Origin of the sequence: Streptomyces sp. NBC_00663 (assembly GCF_036226885.1) — a bacterium.
Taxonomy (GTDB): domain Bacteria; phylum Actinomycetota; class Actinomycetes; order Streptomycetales; family Streptomycetaceae; genus Streptomyces.
On record NZ_CP109027.1, the window covers coordinates 9,247,629 to 9,260,355 of the forward strand.

Annotated in this window: 9 protein-coding genes; 4 read left to right on the forward strand and 5 right to left on the reverse strand. The window is 70.6% G+C overall.

Features of this window, described 5'->3' with window-relative positions; genetic code table 11:
* Positions 1 to 221: 221 nt before the first annotated feature.
* On the reverse strand, positions 222 to 656 hold the full coding sequence (locus OG866_RS42065) for an ATP-binding protein (protein ID WP_329343040.1): 435 nt from the start codon (positions 654 to 656) through the stop codon (positions 222 to 224).
* Positions 657 to 1,034: 378 nt separating this feature from the next.
* Here OG866_RS42065 and OG866_RS42070 point away from each other — a divergent pair, with 378 nt between their 5' ends.
* The 3 genes from OG866_RS42070 (at position 1,035) to OG866_RS42080 (ending at position 8,413) form a co-directional block, all read left to right on the forward strand.
* Positions 1,035 to 5,288, forward strand: coding sequence for a HAMP domain-containing protein (locus OG866_RS42070; RefSeq protein ID WP_329343041.1), 4,254 nt, complete (start codon positions 1,035 to 1,037; stop codon positions 5,286 to 5,288).
* A 66-nt stretch (positions 5,289 to 5,354) separates the two neighbouring features.
* Complete coding sequence (locus OG866_RS42075; protein ID WP_329343043.1) at positions 5,355 to 7,865, forward strand: SpoIIE family protein phosphatase; 2,511 nt, start codon at positions 5,355 to 5,357, stop codon at positions 7,863 to 7,865.
* Positions 7,866 to 7,981: 116 nt separating this feature from the next.
* A complete protein-coding gene (locus OG866_RS42080; protein WP_329343045.1) occupies positions 7,982 to 8,413 on the forward strand; it encodes an ATP-binding protein in 432 nt (143 codons plus the stop codon).
* A 5-nt stretch (positions 8,414 to 8,418) separates the two neighbouring features.
* Here the strand turns inward: OG866_RS42080 and OG866_RS42085 are convergent, their stop codons facing one another.
* Together OG866_RS42085 and OG866_RS42090 are read right to left on the reverse strand one after the other, a co-directional pair.
* Entirely contained in the window at positions 8,419 to 8,832 is a 414-nt protein-coding gene (locus OG866_RS42085) for an ATP-binding protein (RefSeq protein WP_329343047.1), read from the reverse strand.
* 438 nt (positions 8,833 to 9,270) lie between these two features.
* A complete protein-coding gene (locus OG866_RS42090; protein WP_329343049.1) occupies positions 9,271 to 9,606 on the reverse strand; it encodes an STAS domain-containing protein in 336 nt (111 codons plus the stop codon).
* A 213-nt stretch (positions 9,607 to 9,819) separates the two neighbouring features.
* Here OG866_RS42090 and OG866_RS42095 point away from each other — a divergent pair, with 213 nt between their 5' ends.
* Positions 9,820 to 10,203, forward strand: a complete 384-nt coding sequence (locus OG866_RS42095) for an STAS domain-containing protein (RefSeq protein WP_329343051.1) — start codon at positions 9,820 to 9,822, stop codon at positions 10,201 to 10,203.
* A gap of 129 nt (positions 10,204 to 10,332) precedes the next feature.
* On the opposite strand, the gene OG866_RS42100 is transcribed toward OG866_RS42095, so the two are convergent.
* Positions 10,333 to 11,202, reverse strand: a complete 870-nt coding sequence (locus tag OG866_RS42100; protein ID WP_329343053.1) for a GNAT family N-acetyltransferase — start codon at positions 11,200 to 11,202, stop codon at positions 10,333 to 10,335.
* A gap of 196 nt (positions 11,203 to 11,398) precedes the next feature.
* Entirely contained in the window at positions 11,399 to 12,697 is a 1,299-nt protein-coding gene (locus OG866_RS42105; RefSeq protein WP_329343055.1) for a ThuA domain-containing protein, read from the reverse strand.
* Between the last annotated feature and the right edge of the window lie 30 nt (positions 12,698 to 12,727).

The window sequence follows — 12,727 nt, forward strand, 5'->3', positions numbered from 1 at the left end:
ACCCTCACTCCCTCGCGGTACCCGAAGCGTCGCCGAGCAAGCACCGCCACCCAGCCATCGTAGGTACCTCTGCCGGGCAGACCGGTGGTTCCACCCCGTGCCCAGGTCGTGGAGAAACTGCGCACGTCAGCACCGCCCGCCCATGAAGCGGCCCTCATGGCACGGGCGCCACGCGCGGCCCGTCACGGGAGCGGCCGGATCGAGGCGGGACGGCGTCGGCGTCAGGTGTCCAGGCCCGGCAGCGGACGGTCCAGCAGGGCGAGCCGCGCGGTGATCCGTTTGCCGACGGGCTCCCGGTGCGCCTCGAAACCGTGGGCCACGGCCATGACGATCTCCAGCCCGTGCTGTCCCACGCGGCCGGCGTCGGTGGCCCGAGCCGTCGGAAGGGTCGGATCGGTGTCCCACACCGTGATCTCCACCGCGCCGTCGGCGACGCGCAGCTCCAGCAGGACCGGCCCGGGCGCGTACTTGAGGGCGTTGGTGACCAGCTCGCTGACCACCAGCTGCGCCAGGTCCATGGCGCGTGCCGACACGGACAGCCCGTGCTCGGACCGGGCCCGGGTCAAGAACTCCACCGCGCAGGCCCGCGCGTCGGCGATGCAGCCGACCGCCCCGTCCAGGGCCACGACCAGCTCGGCCAGTGCTTCGTCCGGCATCCAGGAACACTCCTCGCGCGCGACGGGCTCCCTGACGCCGGCCTGCAATACCCCGTTCATGAGCGCGCGCGTACCCGCGTATGACCGAACTACTCCTGGGAAGACTCTCGACTGTGCCACGCCCGCGGTGGAGGCAACCCTTCCGTGTTCCCCGAAGGGGCCTCGGCATGCCCCTTCGGGGTCCCCGGTTCTGCGCGGTCGAGCGGTTCCCGCCGCACTTTGGTTGTCGCCTGACAACTGAGTTAACCTTCACCGGATTTCCTCATCGCGCGCGTCCGTGAGGAGCGGAAACGCGGGCGGTGGGCAGGGCCGTTCACGGCCCGGCGCGGTTCCGAGTCCTCGGGGTGAGGGCTCCTGGGGAGCGGAACGAGGGTGCGCATGACCGGCAAGACGATCGAGGCCGTGGAGCGGGCTCCGGGCGAGCAGGAGCTACGGCAACTGCTGGCGGGCCTGACCGCCGTCCGCGACGGCGACTTCGGCACCCGGCTGCCGTCCGACGGCGAGGGCCTGCTCGGTGACATCGCCACGGTGTTCAACGGCATGGTGGACCAGTTGTCGCTGTTCACCTCCGAAGTCACGCGCGTGGCACGCGAGGTGGGCACCGAGGGCACCCTGGGCGGCCAGGCCGAGGTGCCGGGCGTGTCGGGCACCTGGGCCGACCTGACGGACTCGGTCAACGCCATGGCGGGCAACCTCACCACGCAGGTGCGTGACATCGCCCAGGTGGCGACCGCGGTGGCCAAGGGCGACCTCTCGCAGAAGATCGACGTGCCCGCACGCGGCGAGATCCTCCAGCTGAAGGAGACCGTCAACACCATGGTCGATCAGCTGTCCGCGTTCGCCGACGAGGTCACCCGGGTCGCCCGAGAGGTCGGCAGCGAGGGCCGGCTCGGCGGCCAGGCCCAGGTGCCCGGCGTCGGGGGTGTCTGGCGGGACCTGACCGACTCCGTGAACTTCATGGCGGGCAACCTCACCGCGCAGGTCCGCAATGTCGCCCAGGTGACGACCGCGGTGGCGCAGGGTGACCTCTCGCAGAAGATCACGGTCGACGCCCGGGGCGAGATCCTCGAACTCAAGAACACGATCAACACGATGGTGGACCAGTTGTCCGCGTTCGCCGACGAGGTCACCCGGGTCGCCCGCGAGGTCGGCACCGAGGGCCGGCTGGGCGGACAGGCGGACGTCAAGGGCGTCAAGGGCACCTGGCGGGACCTGACCGACTCCGTGAACTTCATGGGAGGCAATCTCACCGCGCAGGTCCGCAATGTGGCCCAGGTGGCCACCGCGGTGGCGCAGGGTGACCTCTCGCAGAAGATCACGGTCGACGCCCGGGGCGAGATCCTCGAACTCAAGAACACCATCAATACGATGGTGGACCAGTTGTCTGCGTTCGCCGACGAGGTCACCCGGGTCGCCCGCGAGGTCGGCACCGAGGGCAACCTGGGCGGTCAGGCGATCGTGCGGGGCGTGTCGGGCACCTGGAAGGACCTCACCGACAACGTCAACGTGATGGCGTCGAACCTGACCGGGCAGGTCCGTTCGATCGCCCAGGTCGCCACCGCCGTGGCCCGCGGCGACCTCTCGCAGAGGATCACGGTGGAGGCCAAGGGCGAGGTCGCCGCCCTGGCGGACGTCATCAACACCATGGTCGACACGCTCTCCGCGTTCGCCGACGAGGTCACCCGCGTGGCCCGCGAGGTCGGCACCGAGGGCCGGCTCGGCGGTCAGGCGCATGTGCCCAACGTGGCCGGCACCTGGAAGGACCTGACGGACAACGTCAACTCCATGGCCAACAACCTCACCGGGCAGGTCCGCAACATCGCCCTGGTGACGACCGCGGTCGCCAACGGTGACCTGTCGAAGAAGATCGACGTCGACGCCCGGGGCGAGATCCTGGAGCTGAAGACCACCATCAACACGATGGTCGACCAGCTGTCGTCGTTCGCCGCCGAGGTCACCCGCGTCGCCCGTGAGGTGGGCAGCGAGGGCCGGCTGGGCGGCCAGGCCGAGGTCGAGGGCGTCGAGGGCACCTGGAAGCGGCTCACGGAGAACGTCAACGAACTGGCCGGGAACCTCACCCGGCAGGTCCGCGCCATCGCCGAGGTCACCAGCGCGGTGGCTGAGGGCGACCTGACCCGCTCCATCACCGTGGAGGCCTCCGGCGAGGTCGCCGACCTCAAGGACAACATCAACTCCATGGTGGAGTCCCTGCGCGAGACCACCCGGGCCAATCAGGAGCAGGACTGGCTCAAGACCAACCTCGCCCGGATCTCGGGCCTGATGCAGGGCCACCGCGAGCTGCCGGTCGTCGCCGAGCTGATCATGGACGAGCTCGCACCGCTCGTCGCCGCCCAGTACGGCGCCTTCTACCTCGCGGAGGACACCGAACGCGGACACGAGCTGCGGCTGGTGGGTTCGTACGGCTGGCCCGACGACGCCGAGCGGCCCGTGCGCATCCCCGTCGGGCGCTCCCTGGTCGGGCAGGCGGCCCGCAACCACCGGGCCATCACGGTGGAGGAACTGCCGCCGGGTTACGTCACCATTTCCTCCGGCCTCGGCCGGACCGCGCCCAGCGCCCTGGTGGTGCTGCCGATCGTGGTGGAGGACCAGGTCCTCGGCGTCATCGAGCTGGCCTCCGTCACCTCCTTCACCCAGATCCACCAGGACTTCCTGACCCAGCTGATGCCCACCATCGGCGTCAACCTCAACACCATCGTCGCCAACGCCCGCACCGACGAGCTGCTGGACGAGTCCCAGCGGCTGACCGCCGAACTCCAGTCGCGGTCCGAGGAGTTGCAGATCCAGCAGGACGAACTCCAGCGCTCCAACGCCGAACTGGAGGAGAAGGCGTCCCTGCTGGCCACGCAGAACCGTGACATCGAGGCCAAGAACCTGGAGATCGAGCAGGCCCGCCAGGAACTGGAGACCCGCGCCCAGGAGCTGGCGCTGGCCTCCAAGTACAAGTCGGAGTTCCTGGCCAACATGAGCCACGAACTGCGCACCCCGCTCAACAGCCTGCTGATCCTGGCCCAGTTGCTCGCCCAGAACCCCTCCCGCAACCTCACCCAGAAGCAGGTCGAGTACGCGGGCATCATCCACTCGGCCGGCTCGGACCTGCTGCAACTGATCAACGACATCCTCGATCTGTCGAAGGTCGAGGCCGGCAAGATGGACGTCACCCCCGAACGGGTTCCACTGCGCCAGCTGCTGGAGTACGTCGAGGCGACGTTCCGGCCGATGACGACGCAGAAGAGCCTCGACTTCGCGGTGGCCACCGGGCCGGGGACCCCCGCCGACCTGCTCACCGACGACTCCAGGTTGCGGCAGATCCTGCGCAACCTGCTGTCGAACGCGGTGAAGTTCACCGAGCAGGGGGGTGTGGAACTGCGGATCGAACCCGCCGCCGACCGGGAGGTGCCCGTGGGAGTCCTGCGCGGGGGCCCGGTGGTGGCCTTCCGGGTCAAGGACACGGGCATCGGCATCCCCCAGCAGCAACTGGAGACGATTTTCGGCGCGTTCCAGCAGGCCGACGGGACCACCAGCCGCAAGTACGGCGGCACCGGCCTGGGGCTCTCCATCACCCGGGAGATCGCCCACCTCCTCGGCGGGGCCGTCACCGTCGACAGCACACCCGGCCAGGGCAGCACCTTCACGCTGTATCTGCCCGTGGCCCGCGCCGACTTCGAGGACCTGCTCAGCAGCGGCCGACCGCGGGAACACGCGGACGACACGGCCGGCTCGCCGACACCGATCGGCTCCGCGGCGGCGCCCGAGCGCCGCAGGCGCCGGCTGCTCGTGGTGGAGGAGCGGCTGCGCGGTCTGCTCACCCTGGTCGCCGAGCGCGCGGCAGCGGACATCGCGCACAACCCCGACGACCCCCGCGGGACGATCGACATCATCACCGCCGTCGGTGCCCAGGAGGCGGCCGCGGCGCTCGCCGCCGAACCCTGCCACTGCGTCGTGCTGGAGCTCGGCCTGCCGGACGGCGAGGGCGCACAGCTGCTGGAAGCCATGCGGGGCGACTCGGCGCTGAACAGCGTGCCCGTGCTCGTCCACACCAGCCAGCGCGTGGACCTGACCCGGGAGAAGTCCCTGCGGGCCCGGGCGGCAGGCCGGCCGCTGGCCTTCCTGTCCAGCCTGGACGAGCTGCGCGAACAGATCACCCTTCAGCTGTCCGCCGAGGAGCCGGGCGACGTCCTGCCGCTCGTGCGCTCCGACGTACCCCAGCAGCCCCTCGAACCGGTGCTGGACGACACCTTGCTCGGCCGTACGGTCCTCGTGGTGGACGACGACGCGCGCAACCTCTTCGCACTGAGTGGGGTCCTGGAAATGCACGGGTTCCAGGTCCTGCACGCAGACAACGGCCGCAAGGGCATCGAGATGCTGCTCGCCCACCCGGAGATCTCACTGGTCCTGATGGACGTGATGATGCCGGAGCTGGACGGCTACGCCGCCACCGCGGAGATCCGTCAGATGCCCCGGTACGCGGACCTGCCCATCATCGCCGTCACCGCGAAGGCCATGCCGGGCGATCAGGAGAAGAGCCTCGCCTCCGGTGCCAACGACTACGTCACCAAGCCGGTCGACTCCGACGATCTCATCGGCCGCGTCCGGCGCTGGCTGCCCGCATGAGCCCGTCGTGAGCCCGCGCCGCCCCTGTGCCGTCCCCGGACGTTCGAAGCGAGGAACACCGCCATCGTGAGCCGACCGACCCAGCCCCCCGACCCCGCGGGCGCCGGCACGGGCGAGCAACCCGCCGACGTCCTCGCGACCGCCGGTGAAGCGCCCCTCGGGCGGTCAGCCACCACCCTGCCCGCCGCCCGCGGCAGCGAGGACACGCCGACGGACGCGGCCGACGGCTCGGACGCCCGGGTCTCTCCCGTCGGACGGCTCGCGACGACCGTGGAACGGCTGCGGCGCGAGGTCCGCGACGCACAGGCGGAAGCGGACGGGCGGGCTCTGATCGAACTGGCCAAGGGCATCCTCGTCGAGCGCCTGCGGTGCGGCCCGGCGCAGGCCGCACGCCAGTTGGCCGAGCTGACCGAGCAAGCGGGCGTGACACCGCTGGAGTTCGCCGTCGAGGTGATCAACCAGGCCTCCCGCGACCGGCTCTCCGAAGTGACGACCGCCTTCCTCGCGGCCACCGAGGGAGGGGCCCACGCCGCCGGCACCGCGAGCCCGGGCTCGTCCGCGGTCGAACTGCGCTCCGCGGAGAGCGCCGCACTCGCCGCCCGGGACGCGCAGACGGTCGCCGACTCCCTGCTCGCCCACGCGCTGGCCCCGCTGGGCGCGGTGGCCGTGGCCATCTGGGCCCTGGGCGCGGACGGTTCCCTCAGCCTCGCGGGCAGCGCGGGATTCTCGCCCGCGGAGGCGGGGCGCTGGCGGCACGTGCCGCCGGGTGTGGCCACCGTGGCCCGCCGCGGTCTGGCCGTGCGCACGGGCCATTGGATCGGCTCCCTGTCCCACACCGGTCTGCCCTCCGTGGGCCAGCACCAGTTCCCCGACGGCGGCCGGGTCGCCATGCCGGCCGGCGCCGCGGGCCGTATCCACGGAGTCCTGGAGATCGTCTGGCCGGCCCCGCTGGAACCCCAGCCCCCGCAGATCGCCCGGCAGATCGAGGCTCTGGCGGAGCTGTGCGCCCACACCCTGGAGACGTACGCCCTGCGCCGCCCGGACGGCGGCCCGCGTGTCCTGCCCGACGCCGCCGAGCTGGTGGACCTGGCCGACGGGCTCCACGATCCCGCCCTGGTCCTCGTGCCGCACGTCGACGCGGGCGGGGAACTCGTCGACTTCCGCATCCACCACGTCAACGCCCGTTTCCTGGACCCCGCGGGCCGGCCGCGAGGCGTCGTCAACGGAGCCCTGCTGCTGGAGGCGTACCCGATGGCCGCCGGCGACGGCGGACTGTTCGAGCAGGTCGAACGCGTGCAGGCCACCGGAGAGCCGTTCCGCGCCCAGCGGATGCGGCTCACCGCGCTGGTCGGCGATGTGCCGCTGGCCGCGGTCGCCGACATCAACATCAGCCGGCACGGCGGCAGTGTCCTGCTGATCTGGCGCATAGAGGACGAGACGGCACGCCTGGCGAACCTGCTCCAGCACGCCCAGCGGCTGGGCCGCATCGGCGGCTTCGAGGAGAACCTGCTGACCGCCGAGATCACCTGGAACGGCCAGCTCTACCACCTGTACGGCCAGCCGGCGTCGCTGGGCCCCGTCCCGCTGGCGGAGCTGCCGGCCCACGCCCATCCGGACGACGCGGTCGCCATCGGCCGTTTCCTGCGCACCCTGCTCCACCACCACCGGCCGGCCGCCACGGCCTTCCGTCTGCAACGGCCCGACGGGGTCACCCGCCATCTGCGCGTGGCCGCCGAGCCGGTCCTCGACTCCGACGGCCGGCTGCACGTCGTACGCGGCGCCTACCAGGACATCTCGGCCCACCACTGGACGGAGGTGGCGCTCGCCGCGACCCGTGACCAGCTCGCCCACACCGAGCAGCAGGCCAGCGAACGCCACCGGCTGACCCTTCAGCTGCAACACGCCATCATGCCGCCGGCGCAGGCCCCGCTGGAGGCACCCGGGCTGCGCGTCGCGGTGCGCTACCGGCCGGCCGAGACCGAGCAGTTGGTCGGCGGCGACTGGTACGACGCCGTGGTCCTGCCCTCCGGGCTGATCCTGCTGTGTGTGGGGGACGTCGCCGGCCACGGCATCGAGGCCGCCACCAGCATGGTCGTGCTGCGCAACGCGCTGCGCGGGCTCGCCGTCACCGGCGCCGGGCCGGGGCAGCTGCTGTCCTGGCTCAACATGGTCGCCCACCATCTGACCGGGGCCGTCACCGCCACCGCGGTCTGCGGCCTGTACGACCCCGAGCGCCGCAGCCTGCGCTGGGCCCGGGCGGGCCATCTGCCGCCGGTCCTGGTGCGCGGCGGCGAGGCGACCGCGCTGCCCCTGGTCAAGGGGCTGCTGCTCGGCGCCGTACCGGAGGCGGTGTACGAGGAACGGGAGATGCAGCTGGCTGTCGACGACACCCTGTTGATGTACACGGACGGTCTGATCGAACGACGTGACCGTCCTGTGGAGGAGTCCCTCACCCATCTGCTGACCACCGCGCGCACGCTTCAGCCCGCTCTCGAACAGCGGTTGGACCATCTGCTCACCCACAGCAGGTCCGACACCGACGACGACACCTGCGTCGTGGGTATCCAGGTGACCTAGCCGGGCGGGTCCGATCGATTTCTGTGCGCGTAGTCTCGTCGTCCTCGGGAAAACAGACAACCGCAGGGACAATCGAGCCGGGCCGCAAGGGGCGCGGCTTCTGGTGGGAAGGCGAGATGACGACCGAGCACCGCTGGCAAGGGAGTGCGGCGTCCGGGAGCACCCCGGAGCAAGCCACGCGTTACCGGGGTGAGCTGCATGATGTGACGAACGCCCGACTCGACACCGAGCGCTTTCTCGACGATCTGACGGGGGTGGCGCCGCCGACCGCACCGGAACACTGGGACGACATCCTCCTGGTCGTCAACGAACTGGCCGCGAACGCGGTCCAGTACGCGCCGGGGCCCTTCGAGGTCCGTCTGCGCAAGACCTTCGACGGCGTTCACGTCGTCGTCCACGACACGAGCAGCACACCGCCCGCACCACGCCCCTTCCGTCGTGACGGGGGCGGCGGGGTCGGCTGGTATCTGGTCCAGTCCCTGGGCAGCCAGGTCAGTGTCGTCACGCGGCCGGACGGGAAGGACGTGCATGTCTTTCTGCCCTGGTGAGGCCGCTAGGGCCGGCTACGCAGCGGGACCAGCACACTGATCGTCTTGCCGCCGCCGGGGCGTCGCCGCACGACGATGTCACGCGCCAGGCGGATGATGATCGGCCAGCCGTAGCCCTGTCCGTGTCCCGCCAGGGGGAGGGTGCCGCAACCGTGGACGACGTCGGGGACCACGTCGCTGTGGTCGTGGACCGCCAGCCGGACGCCGTCCGGGGTGGCGGTGGCCTCGAACGCGGCCAGGCCGTCACCGTGCCGCAGGGCGTTGCTGACGAGTTCGGAGACGACGAGCAGCAGGTCGACGACGTCCTCCTCCCGCGCCGTGCGGGTTGCCGTGTCCCACTGTTCCCGTACGACCGAACGCGCGTGGTCCCGTGCCGCCGCCGCGGTCGTCACCGTGGCCGTGCGGTCGGACCGGCTCACCGTGCGACCACTGCCCAGGGCTCCTCCACAGCCGGTCGGCGGTCCCGGCCGAGGGTGAAGATCGTTGCGTTTTCTGTCATTTCGGGCGGCCTTTCGATGCCTTCGTCGAGCGGATCTGCCACCGTCAGGGCTGCGTCGGTGGGGTGCACGGCGCCACCCGCGGCCTGTGCAGCATGGCGGAGCCGACTGGCGTGACGGTTGAGAGACCGATGAGCGCGCCCCAGGCTTGTGCCTCCGGCATCGCGTCCGACGCCTGGGCGTACCTTGGGCGGCCTTCGCCGGCCTCTCCTGTGCGTGGGCGAGGGTGGTGTTCCAGCGAACGGATGGCGAACCGCTGCTGTGTGCCCACCGCTGCGAATACCCGGCCGGCCCCCGTACATGCGGGGTGACTTTCCTCAGACGACGGCGTACGAACCCGGCCGCCACGGGGTGCGGGCCTCAGTTCGGGCCGGGAGAGCCCAGGTACACCTTCCAGTTGGCCTCGGGCCGTACGTCGGCGGCCAGGGCGAGCAGGCGGCGCGGCTGCCGGTGCAGGCCGACGATCCTCAGCAGGCCGCCGCGCCCGGTGACGCAACCGTCGACCGTGAGGAGGAGGTGGAGCAGCGCCGAGTCCACGAAATCGACGCGGGCGAGGTCGAGGGTGAGCCGGCGCACAGAAGGCGGCAGCCCGGTCGCCGCGCCTTCGATGGCGGGCCGTGCACGGTCGTCGATGTCGTCGTCCACGGTCAGCGTGGCGGCGTAACCGCCGGGACTCAAAGTGACGCGGGTGCCCATCTTTCGGGCCCCCTTCCCTGGGGGTTGGTGGCCGGGGGAGGCCACTGGGCTCCCCCCACCGTGTCACGTACCGCCGCGCACGTCGAACGGCCTTTTGCACAGGGGTGCATGACGTGCGCGTTCACGGGTAAGCGCGCATCCGCGGCGCACGCCGCGACCCGCAGGTGAGAGCGTCGCCAGACCTGGCCGTTGTAGACGTTGTTGGAGGCATACGTGTCCGTGGCCCAGAACCCCTTGTCCGTCGAGGTCACTCTGTTGCGTGACGACGTGGCCCTGTTCACGGTGCAGGGCTACTTGGACGTCGACACCGCGACGGAGTTCCGTCACCATCTGGCCAACCAACTGCACCACGGTCGACGCCACTTCCTGCTCGACCTCACCCAGGTTCCGTTCATGGACTCGTCCGGTATGAACATCATCCTTCGCGTCTATCAGGAGGCCCGGAACCTGCCCGGCAGCGTGCACATCATCTCGCCGCAGCCCGCCGTACGCCGGATTCTCGACCTCACCGGCGTGAGCCTCACGGTCCCGGTGTCGGAGAGCGTCGAGCAGGCACTGGACCTGGTGGATCACCCGCAGCCGCAGTCACAGCCCTGACGGCCGCCGATGGCGAGGGGACGACCGACCGTGCCCCAGCCGTCAACCGTGCCATCGCCGTTGCCGACCGGCCGGCGGTGGCACGGTCACCGTCCTGGCCGGCGCGTTACGTGTCGCCCCGCTGGAGCATCAGACCCTTCTGATCCGGTCGGCGATCTCCGGCATTGCCGTGAACCCGGCCGCCTTGTACGTGGCGACGCCACCGACGTTGGAACTCGGCGTGCACACCCGCACGCTCGACGAGCCCAGCTCCCGCAGTGCCGCTGCCCCGGCGACGGTGATCGCCCGGCCGTAGCCACGGCCGCGGTGGTCCGCGTGGACTCCCATCGGCTCGACCAGTCCCGGTTTCCCGGGGCCGGCCGACCAGACCGTCACCACCGCTGTGGGGTTGCCCTGGTCGTCGTAAGCGCCCAGGCAACGGGCTTCGGCGTAGAACGGTGCCGCGGACATCTCGCGCCGGTACTCGCGGGTGGGCCGCGTGGTGTTGAACGCGGACCGCAGGACGTCCGCGAAGTCCTGCGCCTGCTCCAGGCCGACCGCCCTGATCGACACGCCGGAGTCGTCCTCCACCGCTTCGGCGAGGTCGCGGAAGAGCGGCGTCCACGGCTCGTCGACACCCCAGCCCTCCTCGTCCAGCAGGTCGTGAAGCAGCAGGCCCCGCGGCGCCTCGACGGCCACGGTCCCTTCCGGCAGCACGCCGCGCTCAGGCAGGGAGAGGTCCTTGACGAGCCGCCTCGCCAAGTCCTCGTCCCGGAAAGCGTCGGGAGCGACCGTCATCCGCACCAACGTCGGCGAATCCAGCATCCCGACGGCGAGGATCCGTCCGTCCCGCCTCCAGGTCCGCACCACCGCCGCCGTCTCGGCCGTTCCGAACCGGTGGTTCCAGCCGATGTCCCCGGGATGCAACTGCATCGGCGCGTCGTCGTGCTGCCACTCCCGCAGCGCCGCAATGGCGTCGCCCACTTGGCCGGCGGTCGGCGTACTCAGCACCATCGTCATGACGGGGATCAGACCCAACGGCCAGTCGGCGTGCAACCGATTAACTGATCGACCGCTTCTGACGGCTGCTTCAACTGGCCGGTCCGCAGCAGGTGATGAGCGTGCGGCGAGGGCGGCGGATGCAAGGAGCTCATCCGCCGCCCCGGCCGCGGAACACAGCAGGGCGCGAGGCGCCCGCGTACCGCCGTGCAGGGGCTCAGGACTGCACGGCGAGCTGGAAGGCCTGGGCGGCCGAACCGTCGCAGGTCCGCTGGGTGAGCTGGACGCTGTTCGTCGCCGCCCCGGCAGCCGTCAGACACTTGCCGCTGTGCCGGGCGACGAAGTGATAGCGCCCGCTCGTCTCCCGTACCGGCTGCCACTGCTGATTCGTGCCGCCGGAGTAGGCCCACAGCTGCAAGGGTGCGTTGTCCGCCGTCGAGCGGTCGGTCACATCGATCACCTGCGCGGGATTGTTGCGGGCGGTGATCTGTAGGTATCCGCTGTCGGTGCTCCGGAACCGGTACTGCTGCGCAGCCGTGCCGTTGCAGGCGTACTGCTGGATCGCCGTCCCGTTCGCCGTGGCCGCCGAACGGGCGTCCACACATGTGTCGTTGCCGCCGTTCCGCAGGGCGTACCAGGCGGTCTCGGAGATCGGGTCGTCCGTCGGTGGGATCGTGGAGCCGCCCCCGCCCAGCCACTTGAGCCCGTCCAGCAGGAACCGGTTCTGGGTCGTGCTCGCGAACGTCGACGACAGTCGCGTGTTGGTCTGGTAGTTCATCGCGTTGTGGCCGAAGTTGGCGTACAGCATCCTGTACTTCGTGTTGGTCCACAGGATCGGGTAATAGCCGCTGTACCAGGACTGGTTGGGGTCCGTGCCGACCGGGAAGCTGCTCGGGTCGATCGACGCCAGGATCCTGATGTCCGGGTTCTGCCGCAGATCCCTGGACCAGCTGTACCACTCGCTCACCGACGAGGTGAAGGTGGCCGGAAGATTCACGGTGGCCGGGCTCGTGCGGTCCTCCACCTTCAGGGTCACCGCGGTCGGGCCCCAGGTGTTGGACGCGAAGTCGCCCGAGCCGAGGAACGTGTTGTGGTACCAGGACCAGCCGGCCGCGTCGGTCGTGAACGCCGAGACGTGGAAGCCCATGAAGCCGCCCCCGCCCCTCATGTACGTCTCGAATCCGGCGCGTTGGGCGGATGTCTGGGGCAGATCATCGAGGAACAGGACGACTTGGTAGGCGTTGACCCCGCCGTTGGCGAGCAGGTCCCAGTTGGTGCTGGCCGTGTAGGTGAAGCCGTTGGCGGCCGCCTGCTGCGGGAACCAGACGTTGGCCTCCTTGTCGAAGTCGATGTGCGCCGCGTCGTAGGTACCGCTGTACAGGGCGAGGACCTTGAACGGGGTCGCGGCGGTGCTCGCCTGTGCGAGGGGCGGTACGGTCGCGAGGCCCATCAGGGTGGCCAGCAGGAGCAGGACCCGCAGGAGCGCGCGGGTGGAGCCGGATCTGACGGTCTTCATGGTCTGGTCGATCCTTTCCGTGTGGTCCGC